The organism is Marinobacter alkalisoli (assembly GCF_045449855.1).
Lineage (GTDB): Bacteria > Pseudomonadota > Gammaproteobacteria > Pseudomonadales > Oleiphilaceae > Marinobacter.
In genome coordinates this window covers 49,055-69,862 of the sequence record NZ_JBJJLC010000042.1, presented here as the reverse complement: position 1 = coordinate 69,862, position 20,808 = coordinate 49,055, and the positions used below count along the sequence as shown (strand labels likewise).

The following is a 20,808-nucleotide window of genomic DNA, read 5'->3' as shown; positions in this document are numbered from 1 at the left end:
GCAAAAGCCATCCCTGGCTTTTGACGGTCCTGGCAGGCCGTTCCACCCCGCACACTCTTACATAGCTGTATGATAGGTCTTGTTGGGAGTCCAAACCGTACTGTTACCAGAGTCTACAGCACGCCGTATCCAGGAGGCACATCATTAATACCCGTCATCGCAAGGCCTTGAAACTGGTTGTCGGATTCATAAGCCCCTACCGTCGGGCGGTGGTTGGCGCCGTGGTGGCGCTTATCATCACTGCCGGCATTACCCTTGGCCTTGGTCAGGGTTTACGAATTCTGGTGGACCAGGGATTGGCTACCCAATCGCCCGGGAACCTGGCGAGGGCCATCGGTCTGTTTTTTGTGCTGGTGCTGGGCCTGGCGGTCGGGTCGTTTTCGCGGTTTTACCTGGTGTCCTGGATCGGGGAGCGGGTGGTGGCGGATATCCGCAAGCAGGTCTTTAACCACCTGATTGACCTGCATCCCGGCTTCTTTGAAAAGAACCGGGCACTGGAGATCCAGTCCCGGTTTACCGCTGATACCACGGTGTTGCAGTCGGTGATCGGCTCCACGATCTCTATTGCCCTGCGCAATGCGCTGATGCTGGTGGGTGGCCTGATGTTGTTGTTTGTCACCAACGCCAAGCTGGCGAGTGTGATTTTCCTGGGCTTCCCACTGGTGATCATTCCGATTCTGTTTTTCGGTCGCCGGGTCCGTCAGTTATCCCGTCTCAGCCAGGACCGGGTGGCCGATGTCGGCAGTTACGTGGGTGAAAATCTGGCACAGATCAAAACCGTTCAGGCATTCAATCATCAGTCTCACGACCGCCGCTTTTTCGCCGAAGTTTCAGAGCGTGCCTTTGACATTGCCCGTGCCCGTATCCAGCAACGATCCTGGCTGACGGCGCTGGCGATCGCGCTGGTTATGGGGGCCGTTGGAGTGGTGCTGTGGATCGGTGGCCTGGATGTCATCCACGGTCGGATCAGCCCCGGGGAGCTGGCGGCCTTCGTGTTCTATAGCCTGCTGGTGGGTGTGGCCGCTGGCGCGCTCAGCGAAGTGATCGGAGAGCTCCAGCGCGCCGCCGGTTCCGCTGCCAGATTGTTCGAACTGTTGCAGACGCCATCGGAACTGACCAGTGAACCGGAGAACGCCGTACCGCTGCCTGCCAACGTCAGCGGCCGGATCGACATTCAGGGGCTGACTTTTCGTTATCCGTCGCGGCAGGAAGTAGCCGCCATCAACCACCTGGACCTCAACATCCGTGCCGGTGAAACGCTGGCGCTGGTGGGCCCTTCCGGTGCCGGTAAATCCACCCTGTTCGATCTGCTGCTGCGCTTCTACGAACCGGAAGCCGGCACCATCAACATCGACGGCATTCCTGCCTGCAAGCTCACCCTGGCGAACCTGCGACGGTGTTTTGCCCTGGTGCCCCAGGATCCGGCGCTGTTTCATGGTTCCGTGCTGGACAACATTCGCTATGCCCGGCCAACAGCCAGTCTGGAGGAGGTGAGGGCAGCCGCCGTTATTGCCCATGCCGATGAATTCATCCAGGCGCTGCCACAAGGGTATGACACCCGGTTGGGAGACAGCGGTCTCGGGCTATCGGGTGGTCAACAACAACGATTGGCCATTGCCCGTGCGTTACTGGCGGATGCCCCGATTCTGCTGCTGGATGAGGCCACCAGCGCGCTGGATGCGGAAAGCGAGCACCTGATTCAGCAGGCGATGCCGGCGCTGACCGAACAACGAACCACACTGGTCATTGCCCACCGTCTGGCCACGGTTCGCGATGCCGACCGGATTGCGGTGATGGATCAGGGCAAACTTCAGGATATCGGTCGCCATGACGAGCTGATGCAGCGCAACCCGCTCTACCAGCGCCTGGCACGGCTGCAGTTCCGCGATTCCGGGGAGGAAACGGCCACTGCTATCAATTAGTCGGTTTGTGAACCGTCACCGTACTCCTTACACTGATAGAGAGATTCCAGGGCGGCGACCCGGCATAGCGCGGTCGCCGCCGAATATTCGAACCTGATACCAGGGAGAATGGCAAAGTGAGCAATAAAGAATTGCAGGCACTCAAAGAACGTTACGTTGCAGCGGGCGCGGCAAGTCCCAATGAACAGTTTGCCGATCACGCAACCAACGCGGAACTGTGGGATGCCGATGGCAACCGGATGATCGATTTTGCCGGCGGCATCGGTGTCCTCAACATCGGCCACCGCCACCCGAAGGTGGTGGAAGCCGTGAAGGCCCAGCTCGACAAGCTGATGCACACCTGCCAGACGGTCATGCCCTATGAGGGCTACGTTAAGCTGGCAGAGAAACTCAGCAGTGTGAGCCCGGTACGCGGCCACGCCAAGGTCATGCTGGCCAACTCCGGCGCCGAAGCCCTGGAAAACGCCATCAAGATTGCCCGTGCCGCCACTGGCCGCACCAACGTGATCTGTTTTGACGGCGGCTACCACGGACGTACCTTCTACACCATGGCGATGAACGGCAAGGCCGCGCCCTACCAGACCGACTTCGGCCCGATGCCCGGCACGGTGTACCGCGCGCCTTTCCCGGTGCCCTATCACGGCGTCAGCGAAGACGAGGCGCTGCGCGGCCTGAAGATGACAATGAAGGCCGATTCCCCGGCAAGCCATACTGCAGCAATCGTCATTGAGCCGGTATTGGGTGAGGGCGGTTTCTATGCTGCACCGACGAGCTTTCTCAAGGAGATCCGCAAGATCTGCGACGAGAACGATATCCTGATGATTGTGGATGAGGTGCAGAGTGGCTTTGGCAGAACCGGCAAGATGTTCGCCATTGAACACAGTGGCGTTGAGCCGGATATGATTACCATGGCCAAGAGCATGGCTGACGGTATGCCGATTTCCGCCATCGTCGGTACCGACAATTACATGGATGCGTCCGGCCCGAACTCGCTTGGCGGCACCTACACCGGCAGTCCGACAGCCTGTGCAGCGGCTTTGGCGGTGTTCGAGGTGTTTCAGGAAGAGGATATTCTGGGCAAGGCCCAGGCACTCGGCGACAAGCTGAACCAGCGCTTCAGTCAGTGGCAGGACCAGTTCGAGCATGTGGATAATGTGCGTAACCTTGGTCCCATGGCGGCTTTCGAGCTGGTGGAAAGCAAGGACAGCCATACACCCAGGCCGGATCTGGCGGCAGCGGTGACCAAGAAGGCCAAGGAGAAGGGGCTGATTCTGCTGAGCTGCGGTATGTACGGTAATACCCTGCGGTTCCTGATGCCGGTGACCATCGAGGACGCTGTGCTGGAAGAAGGTCTCGCAATTGTGGAAGAAAGCCTTAAGGAAGTTGGCGCTTAGATCCGTTCAAACTTTCCTTGAAGACCGAAGCCGGGCTGTACGCCCGGCTTTTTTTGGTCTCCGGAATGGGTGCGGGCATCGGTGAGGGCAGGCGTTCGGAAACACGCTTCAAGCCCATCCATGGGACGCTTGGGCTCCGCCATCCATGGCTCCGCACAGGTTCCGAACGCCTGCCCTCACCGACGCTTCAAACTTCTGGTGTGACCAAAAAATAGATCCTCCCTGGTACTACGCCCCCTTTTTATGACTCAAGGATGTTCTGCCTAAAGATTGCGCAATGCATGTTGCTACTTGTCAGTCAATCTGAATAGAAAACAACCAACCGTTGGCTGAGACAACACAATGCACCACAACAAAGACAATACAGGAGCATGCAATGATCCCTTTACATCGGTTTGTCGCCGGGGCCGCCCTGGGCGTGGCGATGGCATTACCCACCCAACAGGCCCATGCGGGCGCGTTTGTTCATCTGTTTGAATGGAAATGGAGCGACGTGGCTCAGGAATGTGAGAACTTTCTGGGGCCGAAGGGCTTCCGTGCTGTGCAGGTGTCGCCGCCTCAGGAGCACATCCAGGGCAGCGCCTGGTGGACCCGGTATCAACCGGTCAGTTATCGGCTGCAGGGCCGTGGTGGCGATGCCAGCGCCTTTGCGGAGATGGTTCAGCGCTGTAACGCCGCCGGTGTGGATGTCTACGCCGACGCGGTGATCAATCATATGGCCAACGGGTCGGGAACGGGGACTGCCGGCTCGAGCTATGACTCCGGTTCCCTCAGTTACCCCATTTACAGCAGCAACGATTTTCACACCCCCTGCACCATCCATCCTGAAGACTACGGCACCGATGCCTGGCGGGTGCGGAACTGTCAGCTGGTGGGGTTGCCGGATCTGGATACGGCGGATGGCTACGTGCAGAACACCATTGCCGGCTATCTGAATCAGCTGACATCCCTGGGTGTGAAGGGCATTCGCATTGATGCGGCCAAGCACATGTCGCCGTCCGATATCAGCGGCATTCTGTCGGGATTGAACGATCCGCTCTATGTGTTCCAGGAAGTGATCGACCTGGGGGGCGAAGCGGTGAGTGCCGGGGAGTACACCGGTATTTCCGATGTCACGGAGTTTCGCTACAGCGCCGCCATTGGTGATGTGTTCAAGAACCAGCAACTGGCCAATCTGAACAGCTTTGGTGAGAGTTGGGGGTTCCTCGCCGGTGGTGATGCTGTGGTGTTCACCGATAACCATGACAATCAGCGTGGCCATGGTGCCGGTGGTAGCAACGTTGTGACCTACAAGGACGGCAGTGTGTACAACCTCGCCAACGTGTTCATGCTGGCCTGGCCCTATGGCTACCCGAAGGTAATGTCCAGCTACAGCTTTTCCGACGGTGATCAGGGACCGCCCGCCCAGACCGTTTACCAGGATGGTAGCGCGCAATGTGGTGACGCCTGGGTCTGTGAACATCGCTGGGACGCCATTGCCGGTATGGTGGAGTTCCGCAACGTGACCGATGGTACCGGGGTATCCGGCTGGTGGGACAACGGCAACAACCAGATTGCGTTCAATCGCGGCACTAAGGGCTTTGTGGCGATCAACCGGGAAGGCGGGACTCTTTCACGAACCTTCAATACCGCGCTGCCGGACGGTCAATATCGCAACATCGCCGGCGACGGTAGCTGTGTCGGTGTCCAGAGCGGTCAGGTGGCGCTGGATATCCCTCCGATGGAGGCAGCGGCACTGCACACAGGCGCGCCCTGTGACGGTGCTGATAACGACGAGCCAACGGACAATGAGGACGTTACGGTGGCCTTTGAGTGCGCCAACGGTTCCACCGACTGGGGCCAAAGTGTGTATGTGACCGGCAACAACAGCGAACTTGGCAACTGGTCGCCTGCAGACGCACTCAAACTGGATTCGGATAGCTACCCGACCTGGAACGGTACCTTCACCATGCCCGCTAATGCCGGTATTGAGTGGAAGTGCATCAAACGCAGTGAAACCGACCCGGATAGCCAGTTAGTCTGGCAACCCGGAGCCAACAATCTCCTGCAAACCGGCGACTCCGGCTCTGCGGCGAGTACGTCGGGAAGCTTCTGACCCCGCTTACGTAACCCGTTCGATTCATCGTATACTGCCGGGACGTTCTCCGGCAGTGCCTTTCGGTCTGCTGTTGTTTCACCAACCAGGCTAAACCATGACATCTCCGAATTCCTCCAACGTTCCGGACCACAAGCCAAGGCCCTGGGTTGATTTACTGGTCAGTATTATCATTCCCTCCGTGATTCTGATGAAATTGAGCGGTGATGAGTATCTGGGCAGCGTGAACGCCCTGCTCATTGGCCTGGCCTTTCCTCTGGGATGGGGACTTTTCGAACTCATCAAGTACCACAAGAAGAACTTTATTGCGGTGCTGGGGCTGATCAGCGTGGGGCTGACCGGTGGTATTGGGCTGCTGGAACTGGATGCCGGGTGGCTGGCGATCAAGGAAGCGGCCATTCCCGCCATCATTGGTTTGGCCGTGCTGATATCCACACGCACCAAATATCCCCTGGTGCGCACCTTGCTGTACAACCCGTCGGTTCTGAACGTCGACAAGATCCAGGCGGCGCTGAAAGAGCAGGGTAGCGAAGACGAGTTTGAGTCCAGGCTGTTGAAGGCGACCTATTTCTTCAGTCTGACGTTCCTGTTCTCTTCCATCATGAACTATGTGCTGGCGAGGTGGATTGTCGTCAGTCCCTCCGGCACCCAGGCCTTCAATGAGGAGCTGGGCCAGATGACGTTGGTGAGCTACCCGATGATCGCCATTCCATCAATGATCATGATGATCGCCATTTTCTATTATCTATGGCGCTCCATTCGCCGGCTCACCGGTTATACCCTGGAAGAGGTGATGGCGCCGCATCTCGCAGACCAACACGAGAACAGCAAGTCCTCGGATTCCGGGTCGGGCAAGTAGGCTGCCAGAGAGGAAGAAAACAACTCTTTGATTTTCAATAAAAAAGGCGACCAAATGGTCGCCTTTTTTATTACTTCGCTGGTGCAGGTGTAATCACACGTCCAGATTGGTCACTTCCAGAGCGTTAGTCTGGATAAAGGCACGACGCGGTTCAACGTCATCCCCCATCAGCGTGGTGAAGATCTGATCCGCAGCAATGGCGTCCTCGATGGTGACCTTCATCATGCGGCGGGTTTCCGGATCCATGGTGGTTTCCCACAGCTGCTCCGGATTCATTTCACCCAATCCCTTATAGCGCTGGATGTTGAGGCCGCGCTGGGCTTCCTTCATCAACCAGGCCAGGGCGCCTTCGAAGGACAACACGGTCTGCTTACGCTCACCGCGCTGAATGTAGGCGCCTTCCTCAATCATTCCGTCCAGGGTTTCGCCCATTCGCGCAATGGCGGCGTAGGAGGAGGATTCGAAGAACTCATGGTTGAACACGTGGGTATAGGGAATCCCGTGCACGTAGATCACTACCTTGGGCAGGTAGAGGTTGCGCTCGGAATCCTTTTCCACCGAGAACGTGTACTTGGTGCCGGTACGGGTATCCAGATCCAGGCCCTCGCCCAGACGTGCGACCCAACGTGCAACCGCTTCTTCCTCTTTCAGGTCTTCCGGCTTCAGGGTCACGTTCTGCAGCATCTGCTCCAGTACTTTGGCTGGATAGGCGCGGGACAGTCGATCGATCATCGCCATCACCGCCTGGTAATCCTTCACCATGGTTTCCAGTGCCGAATCCTTGATTGCCGGTGCCTCCGGGTTCACGAACAGCTGAGCGCCTTCCAGGGCCGTCTGGGTCAGGTAGGAGACCTTGGCCTTCTCGTCCTTCAGGTACTGCTCCTGCTTGCCGCGCTTGACCTTGTACAGCGGCGGCATGGCGATAAACACGTGCCCACGCTCGATGATTTCGCGCATCTGACGGAACAGGAACGTCAGCAGCAGGGTTCGGATGTGGGAACCGTCCACGTCCGCATCGGTCATGATGATGATGGAGTGATAACGGAGTTTCTCCGGATTGAACTCCTCGCGACCGATACCACAGCCCAGCGCCGTGATCAGCGTGCCCACTTCCGCGGATGATAGCATCTTGTCGAAACGCGCTTTTTCCACGTTGAGGATCTTACCTTTCAGCGGAAGAATGGCCTGGGTCTTGCGGGCGCGGCCCTGCTTGGCACTGCCACCGGCCGAGTCACCCTCCACAATGAACAGTTCAGACAGGGCGGGGTCTTTTTCCTGGCAGTCCGCCAGTTTGCCCGGCAGGCCGGCAATGTCCAGGGCGCCTTTGCGACGGGTCATGTCCCGGGCCTTGCGCGCCGCTTCACGGGCCCGCGCGGCCTCGATCATCTTGTTCACAATGAGCTTGGCTTCGTTGGGCTGCTCCTGCAGGAAGTCGGCAAAGGATTGATACAACTCCTGCTCCACTGCCGTTTTCACTTCCGAGGACACCAGCTTGTCCTTGGTCTGGGAGGAGAACTTCGGATCAGGCACCTTCACACTGATGATTGCCGTCAGACCTTCACGGGCGTCGTCTCCGGAAGTACTGACTTTGGCTTTCTTGCCCAGACCTTCATGTTCAATGTAGTTATTGAGGGAACGGGTCAGGGCCGCACGGAAGCCGGCCAGGTGGGTACCACCGTCACGCTGCGGGATGTTGTTGGTGAAGCAGTAGATGTTCTCCTGGAAGGCATCGTTCCACTGCATGGCCACTTCCACCGCAATACCGTCTTCCCGCTCGTTATTGAAGTGGAAAACCCGGTTAATGGGCGTCTTGGTGCTATTCAGGTGCTCTACGAATGCCCGCAGCCCGCCTTCGTATTCAAAGACCTCTTCCTTGCCACTACGCTCGTCAGTAAGGCGAATACGGACCCCACTGTTAAGGAATGCCAGCTCACGGAGCCGTTTGGCCAGAATATCGTAGTGGAATTCAATATGGGTAAAGGTGTCCGGGGACGGAATGAAGTGAACCTTGGTACCACTAGCGTCGGTGTCGCCCACCACACCCAGAGGTGCATTCGGTACGCCATGGCTGTAGGACTGTTCGTAGACTTTGCCTTCCCTGCGGATGGTCAGCGTAAGGGTAGAGGAGAGGGCGTTTACAACAGAGACGCCCACGCCATGCAGACCACCGGAAACCTTGTAGGAGTTATCATCAAACTTACCGCCGGCGTGAAGCACGGTCATGATAACTTCCGCTGCGGATACCCCTTCCTCTTCGTGCAGGTCGGTTGGAATCCCCCGGCCATTATCCTTGACCGTGACGGACTCGTCCGGGTGGATAATAACGCCAATCTCGGAGCAATGACCGGCCAGGGCCTCATCAATGGAGTTATCCACCAGCTCAAACACCATGTGGTGGAGACCCGTGCCATCGTCGGTGTCGCCAATGTACATCCCGGGCCGTTTCCGAACCGCATCCAGTCCTTTCAAGACTTTGATACTGGAGGAATTGTAGTTCGATTCGCTCATTAGGTACTCCTGATGGGTGATTACCGGGTCTGCCGTATGGCTGGTTCCAATTCCTACCAGCGCCACGCTGCGCCACCCAGATCTTATTCTTCCGTCAATTTGCCATGTTCCACGTGGAACATCCGATATTCCGGTTTCGCGTCCCCCCAGAGTTCATCAGGGCGGGGCGGTTCGATGGAGGTAATGAATACCTGACATCGCAATTCATACAGTTTTTGAGCAAGCATCGCCCGGTGGCTGACATCCAGTTCGGCGTTGATGTCATCCAACAAGAACGTAACCTGCTTGCCAAGATTGCTCAGCACCATGCCTTGAGCAATCTTCATCAGAATCACAAGGGTTTTCTGCTGACCCCTGGAGAAGGTCTCTGCAACCGGCCGGCCCTGAAACCGCAACTTCACATCTGCACGATTAGGACCATACAACGTATGCCCCATCCGCAGCTCTTGCTCCCGATGAGCCGCAAGCACATCGGACAGGGACTGGCTGATATCCCAGCCAGGGTAAAAGTCCATTTTCATGCCTTCGACCCAGGGCGCATCAACCTCCGCCAACAAGCGCTCGAATGCCGATTCAAACAAGGCAAAAGCAGCGCGTCTGGCTTCCGTCAGTCGATTCGCCAACTGCGTATACTGACTGTCCCAGACCCGGATCAAGGCTTCGTCTAGTCTACCATTTCTCAGCGTTTGATTCCGCTGTGACGTCACTCTTTGACACTGTTGCCACACAGAAGCAAAAGAAGGTTCCACGTGGAACACTGCCCAGTCCAGAAATTGCCGACGCTTTCCCGGACCACCCGCGACAATATCGAATACACCTGGATCAATCACCGATACCGGAAGGTGACGTGCGAGCGAAGACAGGTTCTTCACCGCTTCGCCGTCCACCCTTAACGTGGTTTCCTTTTGACTGATGTCCCGGGCAAACCCCAATCGATGTATCAGCGTTCCGGGTTCCGCGCTCTGACGTGTTACCTCATCCAGCCCCTGGTCCAGACCGCCAAATACCGTCAGGCGTTGTTGCCCGTGTTGCACAACCGCCTGGTGTCGACTGATCCGAAAGGAACGCCCCAGTCCCAGATATCCAATGGCTTCCAGTACACTGGTTTTGCCACTGCCATTCTCGCCAAACAGCAGGTTGAAAGACGGAGAGAAATTCACAGGCGCGGAGGAAAGGTTCCGGAAGTGTTCCGTTTGCAGTTTGACCAGCGCCATAAAGTCAGGGATTTTCCGGAGAGTGAATCAGAAACAAAAAAGGCAGCGCCCGCGCTTTGCGAGTGCTGCCTTAGTGTACAAAACCCTTGGCAGGAAGGCGACGGATTAAGGCACATTCGCCAGAACACCAGTCCTTCCCGCCAGGGTTGTTGGATCTCCGGTCAGTGGAGCATGTTCAGTCGCTCATCCATGAACACATCCATTTCCGGCGCCAGGATATGCACGTAGCGGTCGAAATAGAGGAACTGCTTCAACAGCAGGGCAAACTCCCTGGGGAAATGCAGACCGTGACTTTCACCAATCTTGACCATATCCATAAGGATGCTGTTTACATCATCCTCCGCCTGCTCTGCTTCGTAGGGCACATGGTCCGGCACCATAGTGTCCATCTGCTGGTACAGCTTGCGCAGGTCGCCGGCCAGGGCCGAGGCTTCCACATGCTCGTGGGTAATCCCGATCCGAATCATGGCGTCTGCCATACCGTCAAAATTACCGACCATAACGGCGGAGATGAAATCACTGACTGCCTGCCAGGTATCGGGACGAATACGACCGACAATACCAAAATCGATAAACCCGACCCGGCCGTCCTTCAACACCATCAGGTTCCCCGCATGCACATCGGCGTGGAAAAACTCGCACTGGGTCAGACTGGAAAACCAGGTATTCATCGCGGTAATCAACGTTCGCTCCGGATCACGGGCGTAACCACGAATGCTCTCGAGATCCGTCAGCGGAACACCGTGGAATCGTTCCATGGTGAGAATGCGACGGGTACTGCAGTGCTCGTACACCAGAGGAACGGCCGCGCCCTCATTATGGGTTGTGTGCAGGAAGTCGCGGAACACCTTCAGGTTGTTGGCTTCCTTGATAAAATCACATTCTTCCATCATGGTGCGCTGAATTTCCTCCACAATCCCCGAGAGCGACGTCCAGGATAGTTTCGGAGCCAGGGTTTCCAGGATCTTCGCGGACAGGTACAGGAAATTCAGATCCGTCAGCAGAATGTTTTCCACCCCGGGCTTCTGCACCTTGATAACCACCTCTTCCCCGGTCAACAGCCTGGCGGAATGAACCTGGGCAATGGACGCCGACGCCAGGGCAACCGGATCAATCTCGGCAAACACCTGGTCGATGGGGCGCCCCAGCTCCTCGCGGATGATCTTCCGGATCACACTGAAAGGCAGGTTAGGAGTTTTATCGAGGCAGTACTGGAACTCCTCGACATATTCCTTGGGGAAAAACGTGGGAGAACTGGCTATGAACTGCCCGAGCTTGATGTACGTTGCACCAAGGGATTCGAAGGTCTGGCGCAGCAACCGCGGCGTGGGTGGCCGATCTCCCCGCAACCAGTTAACACCGGTGCGGCCGAGCACGGATACCGTCTGGCCGATCCGGAATGCGCCTTTGATACTGTTGGTCACCGTTCCCTTCATTATTTCACCTCGACTTAAGCTGAACCCGATGTATAACTGTTCCCCGACATCTGCCCCGGGGCCACCTGCCTGTGGCCCGGCTCAACAACCATCACAGGCGCATGGGCATGACCACGTACAGGCAGCGATTATCGTTCTGGGCTTCGATCAACGCACTGCTGTTGGGGTTGGACAGAGTAATCTTCACCTGATCGTCGTCCAGCGCGTTCATCACATCCACCAGATAGCCTACATTAAAGCCGATCTGCAGTGATTCGCCCTGATACTCCACCGGCAGCGCGTCTTCGGCCTGTTCCTGATCCGGGTTATTGGCGAATACCTGAAGCTCATTGGGCGCCAGGTTCAATCGCACCCCGCGAATATTCTCATGGGACAGGATCCCCGCCCGTTGCAGGGTATTCTTCAGTGTCGACCGATCGGCCAGGACGATCTTATCGCCACCGCGAGGAACAACGCGATTGTAGTCCGGGAACTTGCCTTCGATCAGTTTCGACGTAAAGGTGTAGCTACCGACGGTCGCCCGCAGGTGATTGTCACCGATCACCAGGGTAACAGGCGTCTCCACGTCATCCAGCAGACGCGCCAACTCCAGCACACCTTTACGCGGCACAATCACCTGACGAAGTTCACTGCCGGTGGGCAGATCGAAGTGTGCCATTGCCAGACGGTGGCCATCCGTCGCCACGGTACGTACGTGCCCCTGATCCACTTCCAGCAGCAGCCCGTTGAGGTAGTAGCGAACGTCCTGCTGGGCCATGGCGAACGCCGTGGCATCGAACATACGTCCCAACTCCTTCTGGGGCACCTCCAGACGAAAGCTCTCGGCATCATCCTCAACATTGGGAAAATGCTCGGCCGGCAACGTCGACAGGGTGAAATGACTTGCCCCGCAACGCAGGTGCAAGCGGTCGCCCTCCAGGGCCAGTTCAATGGGCGCTTCATCACCCAGTGCCCGGCAGATATCCGCCAGTTTGCGGGCCGGCACCGTGATCTTCCCGGGCTGATCCACATGCACCGGCGTGATCCGGCCCACCAACTCCACTTCCATGTTGGTGCCGGTCATGGTGAGGGTGTTGTCCTCGGCCACCAGCAACACATTGGACAGCACCGGCATGGTCTGTTTGCGCTCTACCACCCCGGCAATGGATTGCAGCGGGGTAAGCAGTGATTCTCGGCTGATCGTCAGTTTCATGGCACTCAGCATTCTTTTATTGGAAGGTGAATGTTTGTCCGCAACCATCCCGGTCATCAGGTGGTCAGCAGCCTCATAAAGTTCTGATAATCCTCACGGATACTGGGATCCGTCTCCTGCAGTTCCACGATCTTCTTGCAGGCGTGCAGGACGGTGGTGTGATCACGGCCCCCAAAGGCATCGCCGATCTCCGGCAGACTGTGGTTGGTCAATTCCTTGGACAAGGACATGGCCACCTGCCGCGGACGGGTGACCGTCCGGGTTCGCCGTTTTGACAGCAAATCCGCCACCTTGATTTTGTAATACTCAGCCACTGTGCGCTGAATATTATCAATGCTGACCTGCTTTTCATGCAGAGCCAGCAGGTCTTTCAGGCTTTCGCGAATGAACGGCGGGGTAATTTCCGACCCAGTGAAGTGAGCATTCGCTATCACCAAACGAAGCGCCCCTTCTAGCTCCCGAACATTCGATCGGATTTTCTGGGCAATAAAAAAAGCCGCTTCGCTGCTCAGCTTGACGTTAGCCTGCTCGGCTTTTTTCATCAGGATCGCAACCCGGGTTTCCAACTCCGGAGGCTCCACCATCACCGTCAGCCCCCAACCGAACCGCGACTTGAGCCGCTCTTCCATATCCACAATTTCTTTCGGGAAGCGGTCGCACGTCACGATGACCTGTTGCCCACCCTCAAGCAACGCATTGAAGGTGTGGAAAAACTCTTCCTGGGAACGCTCTTTGCGGGCGAAGAACTGAATGTCATCAATCAACAACGCATCCACCGAGCGATAGTACCGTTTGAACTCATTGATGGCGTTCAGTTGCAGCGCTTTGACCATATCCGCAACGAACCGCTCGGAACGCAGGTACGCCACCTTGGCCCGGGGGTTGCGCCGCACGATGTCATTGCCGATGGCATGCATCAGGTGAGTCTTACCCAAACCGACGCCGCCGTACAGGAACAATGGGTTATACGCGCCGCCCGGGTTTTCCGCCACCTGCATGGACGCGGCCCTGGCCAACTGGTTGGATTTACCCTCAACAAACGTTTCGAAGGTAAAGCCCTCATTCAGGAAGCTCTGATGCTTGATATCACCTTCTACCTGAACCGACCGCCGACCTCTGTCATGGGTGGGTTTCACGGAAGGAGACGAGACCGTCGCCGCCACGCCTTTCTCTTCTTCAGTCACCGAACTGCCGGCTTCTTCCTGCGCAGCCCCACCTGCCTGGTTGTCGGGCTCTGAACGTGTCACCAGATCGCCGGCCTTGGGCGCCGATCCGACTTTCATATTCACGCGGGGCGCCTGCCCCCCGTTCAAATCCTTCAGTACTTCTTCTATACGCCTGAGGTATTTTTCGTTCACCCAGTCCATAACAAACCGGTTGGGCGCAAACAGCATCAACTGACCTTCACGGTGGTCAGACTGTAAGGGCCTCAGCCAGGTGTTGAACTGTTGGGCGGGAAACTCGTCCCGGAGTACTTCTAGACACTGATGCCAGATGGTATTCGGCACAACAGCCTGCCTCCGATGCCTCAGAATTTTCTCAAACCGGATTGCTTCAACCCGATGCCAGAGATGACCCGGAATTCTACCCCGCGGGCCCTTCAAGTAAAAGAGGAAAAACCGGTTCATGAACAGCCTGTGGAAATTTATTTTATTTATTTTCAAGTTTTTACAAACTTACCTACAGGGTTGTGTACAGAAAAATAATGCAACTGTCGGTTACCCACAGCCCTGTGTGTATACCTTGCGTTTAACCCTGTGCGTATCCTCTTGACCCATGCAGGGATAAGTCGGGTTTTAACCACCACCCCGAATTACTCACAATCCCTGCATCGCTTATGCACAGATCTCACGCCGCCTTGTCAACCTCTTTGTAAACCTCTTAAAGCCATGAATTTCAAAGTCTAAATTCGCTTATCCACAGAAAAGGCGCTCAGTAATAACAGTAATAATTAATCCTTAAGAAGATTAAAAAAGACTTACTAATATTATTAGTGACTGGCCAGATGATGCCTTCCTCCGCACTTTCCACACCTCCGCCTGCATTAGCCATTGAATTCATCCCTCAGTTTGCATAGAATGCCGCTCCTGTTTTGGCTGTTCATTTTCCAGCCAACCATTGAATTTCCCAATACCTGAAATGTGAGATCATCACCATGAAAAGAACGTTTCAACCAAGCGTACTGAAGCGTAAGCGCGTTCACGGTTTCCGTGCTCGTATGGCCACTGCGAACGGTCGTAAAGTGATTTCCCGTCGTCGTGCGAAAGGTCGCGCACGTCTGTCTGCTTAAGACATCGTCCGCCTCATGAAGGCTTTGAGTTTCCCGAAATCCCACCGGTTACTGAAACCAGGCGATTACGGCAAAGTCTTCAACGACGTAAAAATCAGAGTTCCGCACCGGAATTTTCTGATCCTGGCAACTCCCAATTCGTTGGGACACGCCAGGGTCGGTCTGGTGTTTTCCAAGAAAAACCTGAAACTTGCCGTTCAGCGTAATCGTGTAAAACGACGTGTGCGGGAAACCTTCAGGCTCCAGCCCGATCTACCGGGCCTGGATATTATCGTTCTTGGCAGGCAGGGTCTGGCTCAGCTTGATAACCAGACCGTCACTGCTACGCTGAATGACCTCTGGTCACGGCTGAAACGAAAACATCGACATATTCAATCGTCGACACCGGATCCCTCTCCCACCGGTAAAGGAACGGATTAATGCGCAAACTGCTGCTCCTGCCAATCCGTCTCTACCAGTATGCAATCAGTCCCCTGATGGCCAGCCACTGCCGGCATTATCCAACCTGCTCGCAATACGCCGTTGAAGCCATCACCCATCATGGTGCTTTCAAAGGACTTTTTTTTGCCGTAGGACGATTGTTGAGGTGTCATCCATGGGCGGAAGGCGGGTATGATCCGGTACCGGGTACCGACCATTGCGGGGAAACCCCGGGATTAACGTCCTGTGGGCAGGCTACCCATTCCCATAACACGAACCAGACCAAACAGTAAGTTTATGGATATTCAACGCATCGTATTATTTGCCGGCCTCGCTATTGTCAGTTACCTGATGGTACTTGCCTGGAATGAAGATTATCACCAGCCGCAGCAGCAACAGGTTGCCGAGCAGACCACCTCTTCAGCACAGACCGGCAGCGCCGATAACCTGAAGCTTCCGGAAGAGTCTGGCGACGTGAGCGATGGTGAATTCGCCACTCCCGAGGATGACAGCCAGAGTGTCAGCAGCATGGACGGCGCAAGAAGCGGCGAAGTCAGCGACCAGTTGATTACCGTTCGCACCGATGTGCTGGAACTCAAGATTGATCCCGTGGGCGGCAACCTGGTGGAAAGTTCCCTGCTGGATTACGACAAATCCCTCGATAGCAAGGCATCCCTCAAGATTCTCACCAACTCGGGCAACCGCACGTATGTTCTTGAGAGTGGCCTCATTGGTCGCGACGGTATCGACAGTAGCCGTAACGGCAACCCTCCGGTCTATGAATCCGCTACCTCCAGTTATGAGTTATCGGAAGACGCCAATGAACTGGTTGTTGATCTCACCTTTACCACGGAATCCGGCGTTGAAATCACCAAGCAATACCAGTTTGCCAGTGACAGCTACGAAATAGGCATGCGCTACCTGGTCAACAATCAGTCCAACCAGGACTGGAAAGCCAACCTGACCGGCAAGATTGTCCGTGACCAGACTCCGGATCCCACCGCCCAGAACAGCCTCGGTATCAAGGCTTTCCTTGGTATGGTGGTGAGCACGCCGGAAGATCCCTATGAGAAGTATGATTTCGGTGACCTGACTGAAAACCCGATCAATCAGTCGGTGACCAACGGCTGGCTGGCCTTCCTGCAACATTACTTCCTGACCGCCTGGGTCCCGGAACGGGATCAGCCGGCCCAGTTCCAGACCACCCAGCGTGGCCAGCTTCATGTCATGGGCTTTGTTTACCCCGCCACGACGGTAGCACCGGGTGAAACCGCTGAAATCGGCGCCCGTGCCTACATTGGCCCGAAGATCATTGACCGGCTGGAAGCCGTCGCGCCGAACATGGATCGCACCGTCGATTTCGGTTTCCTGTTCTTCATCGCACTGCCGCTGTTTATCGTGCTGGAATGGTTCTACGGCCTGGTTGGCAACTGGGGTGTGGCCATCATTCTGCTGACAGTGCTGGTCAAGGCAGTATTCTTCCACCTGTCTGCGACCAGTTACCGTTCCATGGCGCGGATGCGGGCGGTGGCGCCGCAACTAACCCGTCTGAAAGAGCTGTACGGGGATGATCGTCAACGCATGTCCCAGGAGATGATGGCGCTGTACAAGCGGGAAAAGATCAATCCGCTGGGTGGCTGTCTGCCAATCCTGGTGCAGATGCCGGTGTTCATTTCCCTGTACTGGGTACTGTTCGAGAGCGTACAGCTGCGCCATGCACCGTTCATGCTTTGGATTAACGACCTGTCGGTGATGGACCCCTACTTCATCCTGCCGATCCTGATGGGCGCCAGCATGTTCCTGCAGATGAGCCTCAACCCGACGCCGCCGGACCCCATGCAGGCCAAGATCATGAAGATGATGCCGCTGATCTTCACCGTGTTCTTCCTGTGGTTCCCGGCAGGTCTGGTACTGTACTGGTTGGTGAACAATATTCTGTCCATCTCCCAGCAGTGGTACATTACGCGGAAGATTGAAGCGGAAGTTGCGGGAAAAAAGCACTGATTTGCGGATCCCGTGTCTGACACCGTAACCTGACAGAGGCTCCTTCGTGGAGCCTCTGCTGGTTCAGGACCACAGAAAAGGACCATCGAAAGCACCATGCAATACGTCACCGATACCATCGCCGCCATTGCCACCGCGCCCGGTCAGGCCGGTGTCGGTATTGTCCGGGTGTCCGGCCCGGGCGCGCGGGACATTGCCTGCCGCATGCTGGGGTATGAACCACAGCCTCGCTACGCCCATTACGGACCGTTTTACGACCAGCGCCATCAGCTGATCGATGAAGGTATCGGTCTGTTCTTCCCCAATCCCAACTCCTTCACCGGCGAGGATGTCTTTGAACTCCAGGGTCACGGCGGCACGGTGATTCTGGATCTGCTGCTGCGCCAGGTCTGTGAACTGGGTGCTCGCCTCGCCCGGCCCGGCGAGTTCTCCGAACGGGCATTCCTTAACGACAAACTGGACCTCACCCAGGCGGAAGCCATTGCCGATCTGATCGAAAGCAGTTCGGAGCAGGCTGCACGATGTGCTGTCCGCTCCATGCAGGGGGTGTTTTCCCGTCGTATCGAAAGTCTGGTGGATGCGGTCACGCACTTACGCATCTATGTGGAAGCCGCTATCGATTTTCCGGAAGAAGAAATCGACTTTCTTGCCGATGGCAAGGTGGCCGCTGATCTGCAAGACCTGATTACCGACCTGGATGGCATACTGGCAGAAGCGGAACAGGGCACGATCCTCCGTGATGGCATGAAAGTGGTGATTGCCGGCCGGCCCAACGCCGGTAAGTCGAGCCTGCTCAATGCGCTTGCGGGCCGTGAAGCGGCCATTGTGACCGCCATTGAAGGCACCACCCGGGATGTGTTGCGGGAACATATCCACATCGATGGCATGCCGTTACACATCATCGATACCGCCGGGCTACGGGACAGCCCCGATGAAGTCGAGCAGATCGGTATTGCCCGGGCCTGGGATGAAATCCGTCAGGCGGACCGGATCCTGTTGATGGTGGATGCTACCACCACGCCGGAAACCACCCCCCATGAGATCTGGCCGGACTTTATCGATCAGTTGCCGGCATCGGCGCCGGTGACGGTGATCCGCAACAAGGTGGACCTGTCCGGGGAAACCGTCGGACTTGTGGATAACCCGGCTGCCCCGGTCATTCGCCTTGCCGCCAAGTCGGCGGAAGGGCTAGAGATTCTGCGGGATCACCTGAAGGAGTGCATGGGGTTTGCCGCCACCACCGAGGGTGGTTTCCTGGCCCGGCGCCGGCACCTGGATGCCCTTGAGCGCGCCCGCACCTCCATGCTTCAGGGCCAGGGCCAGCTGGACGGCTTTGGCGCCGGTGAGCTGTTGGCGGAAGATCTGCGCGCCGCCCAGGATGCCCTGGGAGAAATCACCGGAGTGATGACCCCCGATGATCTGCTGGGGAAAATCTTCAGCAGTTTCTGTATCGGGAAGTAGCTATTGCAGCCATGGGCAAGCCGCCCTTACGAAAACAAACAGTAATTGTATAAAACACCGTTAAATCATCAGGTAAACTCCTCCGCCGCATATCGAGCGCATCACAGACCTTGTGGTGCGTACATCATTGCAAGGAGGAACGCTGTGCGGAAACTGTCTTTATTCCTGTCCCTGATTCTGGCGCTGGCTACGGCTCCCCAGGTCAGTGCATCCGAAAAGCTCTATTTTTACACTGAGAATTTCCCGCCTTACAACATGAGTGCCACCGGTCGAGCATTCGAGCACAACGGTGAAAGCATCGACGGCCTGTGCACCGAAATGGTCAAGGCCATTCTCAGCCACACCAGCCTGGATTATGTTATCAAGCTCCGTAACTGGGACTACGGCTACAATCGCGCCAAGGACAAGAAGAACCACGGTATCTTCTGCACCACCTACACCGATAGCCGCGCCCCCATGTTCAAATGGGTAGGACCGCTGACCAAGAACCTGTGGACGGTTTTCGCACCAGCCAACACCGACCTGCAAATCGACAAGCTGGAAGATGCCCGTGGGCTTTTGTTTGGTGGCTATCGTAACGACGTGATGACGGAGTACCTGCTGGAGCGCGGCTATAAGGTCTCTGCGCTGGACAGCGATGACCTCAACCCCAAGCGTCTGGAACTGGGCCAGATCGACCTGTGGATTGCCGACCGCCTGGCAGGGCCCTACTTCGCCTCCCAGCAGGATGTTGAGGGGTTACAGCCGGTTTATTCCTTCAATGACACGGAGCTGTACCTGGCGATCAACCCGGCCACTCCGGACAGTGTGGTTGAGGAATTGAACGCAGGGCTGAAGAAGGTTCATGAAACCGGTATGTACGAAGCCATCGAAACCAAGTACGGCCTCTGATTCCGACCGGTTTGATCAGACGCTGACGGGGAGTGAGCGCCCCCCGTCAGTGCGGGGCGCTCAGCCGGTGCGATCGAGAACCGGAACCCTTGTCGGCTGCAGCGCATCGATACGGCTCCGGTTGCCGAGGAAATCCGGCCGGGGCTTGTTGCCACAGAACGGGTTCACCAGCTGGTTTTCCACACTGTTGTAAACAAAGAACAGATTGCTTCTGGGCCAGGGCGACATATTGGCATTGGACGCGTGCAGGGTGTTGCACTCGAAAATGATCAATGAGCCCGCTGGCCCCGTGGGTGCCTGGATGCCGTGCTGGTCGATCATGCGATCCAGGTCCTGATCACTGGGCACGCCAAGTTCCTGCTTTTTCAGTGACGACTGGTAATTGTCTTCCGGCGTCCGCCCGACGCAGGGAATAAAGGTCTTGTGGGAGCCGGGTACCAGCATCAGCGGGCCGTTGAAGGGCGTGTTGTCAGTCAGGGCAATGGAGAAACTGACCGACCGCATGCCGGGCATGCCGTCCTCGGCGTGCCAGGTTTCGAAATCCGAATGCCAGTCGAACCCCTTGCCATGAAACCCGGGTTTGAAGTTGATGCGGGACTGGTGAATGTAAGCCTCGCTGCCCAGCAGCTGATGCACCATGTCGAGAATTCTGGGGTCCCGGGTGAGCTTGTCGAACCGATCCGACAGTTCGTGAATGCCGAAGATGGAGCGGATCTCCTGCTTGCCCGGTTCGGTGATGGTGCCTTCCGATTGCAGCACGGCTTCATCGTCTTCATAGGACCGCAGGTCCTCACGGAATTTTTCCACGGTGGCGGGATCGAGGAAGTTATTGAACACCAGGAAACCGTCCCGCTCGTACCGGGCCAGGTCGGTTTCACTCAACGGACCATCGTGCCGTTGGTTACCAGTGCTGTGGATAACCGGGTCCAGCCGCTCAAAGCTTGGTGACGGACGTTCCAGGCGAGTTGGATAAAAGTCGTCAGTACGAGTTTCCATAGTCGAACCTCCCTATCGTTCTACCGCACGGGCCCCCTGCATCGGGAGCCCGTGCCATAAAATAATGTGTTGATTCGTTGAGGAATTCCGCGCGAATGACGGACGTCTGTTAAGTAAGGACGATGG

16 protein-coding genes are annotated in these 20,808 nt (G+C 56.6%); 10 read left to right on the top strand and 6 right to left on the bottom strand.

Annotated features, from left to right (window positions below; translation table 11 throughout):
• Positions 1-167: 167 nt before the first annotated feature.
• From ACJO5Y_RS16660 to ACJO5Y_RS16645, 4 genes are all read left to right on the top strand, one after another.
• Positions 168-1,922: an ABC transporter transmembrane domain-containing protein gene (locus ACJO5Y_RS16660; RefSeq protein WP_406988792.1), complete on the top strand. Its 1,755-nt coding sequence runs from the start codon at positions 168-170 to the stop codon at positions 1,920-1,922.
• Positions 1,923-2,038: 116 nt separating this feature from the next.
• The gene (gene gabT, locus ACJO5Y_RS16655) at positions 2,039-3,316 is read left to right on the top strand and encodes a 4-aminobutyrate--2-oxoglutarate transaminase (protein ID WP_406988791.1); all 1,278 of its coding nucleotides are present in this window, start codon (positions 2,039-2,041) and stop codon (positions 3,314-3,316) included.
• 376 nt (positions 3,317-3,692) lie between these two features.
• Positions 3,693-5,411 (top strand): carbohydrate-binding module family 20 domain-containing protein, encoded by a 1,719-nt coding sequence (locus ACJO5Y_RS16650; protein ID WP_406988789.1) that lies wholly within the window; start codon positions 3,693-3,695, stop codon positions 5,409-5,411.
• Positions 5,412-5,508: 97 nt separating this feature from the next.
• A complete protein-coding gene (locus ACJO5Y_RS16645) occupies positions 5,509-6,270 on the top strand; it encodes a VC0807 family protein (RefSeq protein ID WP_406988787.1) in 762 nt (253 codons plus the stop codon).
• A 93-nt stretch (positions 6,271-6,363) separates the two neighbouring features.
• Here ACJO5Y_RS16645 and gyrB read toward each other — a convergent pair whose 3' ends face one another.
• The 5 genes from gyrB to dnaA all read right to left on the bottom strand — a co-directional run bounded on the left by gyrB (position 6,364) and on the right by dnaA (position 14,128).
• On the bottom strand, positions 6,364-8,778 hold the full coding sequence (gene gyrB / locus ACJO5Y_RS16640; protein WP_406988786.1) for a DNA topoisomerase (ATP-hydrolyzing) subunit B: 2,415 nt from the start codon (positions 8,776-8,778) through the stop codon (positions 6,364-6,366).
• Between the two features lie 83 nt (positions 8,779-8,861).
• On the bottom strand, positions 8,862-9,992 hold the full coding sequence (gene recF, locus ACJO5Y_RS16635; RefSeq protein WP_406988785.1) for a DNA replication/repair protein RecF: 1,131 nt from the start codon (positions 9,990-9,992) through the stop codon (positions 8,862-8,864).
• A gap of 161 nt (positions 9,993-10,153) precedes the next feature.
• A complete protein-coding gene (locus ACJO5Y_RS16630) occupies positions 10,154-11,428 on the bottom strand; it encodes an ABC1 kinase family protein (RefSeq protein ID WP_406988784.1) in 1,275 nt (424 codons plus the stop codon).
• Positions 11,429-11,519: 91 nt separating this feature from the next.
• A complete protein-coding gene (dnaN, locus tag ACJO5Y_RS16625; RefSeq protein ID WP_406988782.1) occupies positions 11,520-12,620 on the bottom strand; it encodes a DNA polymerase III subunit beta in 1,101 nt (366 codons plus the stop codon).
• A gap of 56 nt (positions 12,621-12,676) precedes the next feature.
• On the bottom strand, positions 12,677-14,128 hold the full coding sequence (gene dnaA / locus ACJO5Y_RS16620; protein ID WP_406988780.1) for a chromosomal replication initiator protein DnaA: 1,452 nt from the start codon (positions 14,126-14,128) through the stop codon (positions 12,677-12,679).
• 647 nt (positions 14,129-14,775) lie between these two features.
• Here dnaA and rpmH point away from each other — a divergent pair.
• The 6 genes from rpmH to ACJO5Y_RS16590 all read left to right on the top strand — a co-directional run bounded on the left by rpmH (position 14,776) and on the right by ACJO5Y_RS16590 (position 19,686).
• Complete coding sequence (gene rpmH, locus ACJO5Y_RS16615; protein ID WP_008172542.1) at positions 14,776-14,910, top strand: 50S ribosomal protein L34; 135 nt, start codon at positions 14,776-14,778, stop codon at positions 14,908-14,910.
• A 15-nt stretch (positions 14,911-14,925) separates the two neighbouring features.
• Complete coding sequence (rnpA, locus tag ACJO5Y_RS16610) at positions 14,926-15,330, top strand: ribonuclease P protein component (RefSeq protein ID WP_406988778.1); 405 nt, start codon at positions 14,926-14,928, stop codon at positions 15,328-15,330.
• Positions 15,330-15,623: a membrane protein insertion efficiency factor YidD gene (yidD, locus tag ACJO5Y_RS16605; RefSeq protein ID WP_406988777.1), complete on the top strand. Its 294-nt coding sequence runs from the start codon at positions 15,330-15,332 to the stop codon at positions 15,621-15,623. Before rnpA ends, yidD begins: the two co-directional genes overlap by 1 nt.
• A gap of 4 nt (positions 15,624-15,627) precedes the next feature.
• Entirely contained in the window at positions 15,628-17,334 is a 1,707-nt protein-coding gene (gene yidC, locus ACJO5Y_RS16600; RefSeq protein ID WP_406988776.1) for a membrane protein insertase YidC, read from the top strand.
• 96 nt (positions 17,335-17,430) lie between these two features.
• The gene (mnmE, locus tag ACJO5Y_RS16595; protein WP_406988775.1) at positions 17,431-18,795 is read left to right on the top strand and encodes a tRNA uridine-5-carboxymethylaminomethyl(34) synthesis GTPase MnmE; all 1,365 of its coding nucleotides are present in this window, start codon (positions 17,431-17,433) and stop codon (positions 18,793-18,795) included.
• A gap of 144 nt (positions 18,796-18,939) precedes the next feature.
• Positions 18,940-19,686, top strand: coding sequence for a substrate-binding periplasmic protein (locus tag ACJO5Y_RS16590; protein WP_406988774.1), 747 nt, complete (start codon positions 18,940-18,942; stop codon positions 19,684-19,686).
• A 60-nt stretch (positions 19,687-19,746) separates the two neighbouring features.
• Here the strand turns inward: ACJO5Y_RS16590 and thpD are convergent, their stop codons facing one another.
• Positions 19,747-20,682 (bottom strand): ectoine hydroxylase, encoded by a 936-nt coding sequence (thpD, locus tag ACJO5Y_RS16585; protein ID WP_406988772.1) that lies wholly within the window; start codon positions 20,680-20,682, stop codon positions 19,747-19,749.
• Positions 20,683-20,808 lie beyond the last annotated feature (126 nt).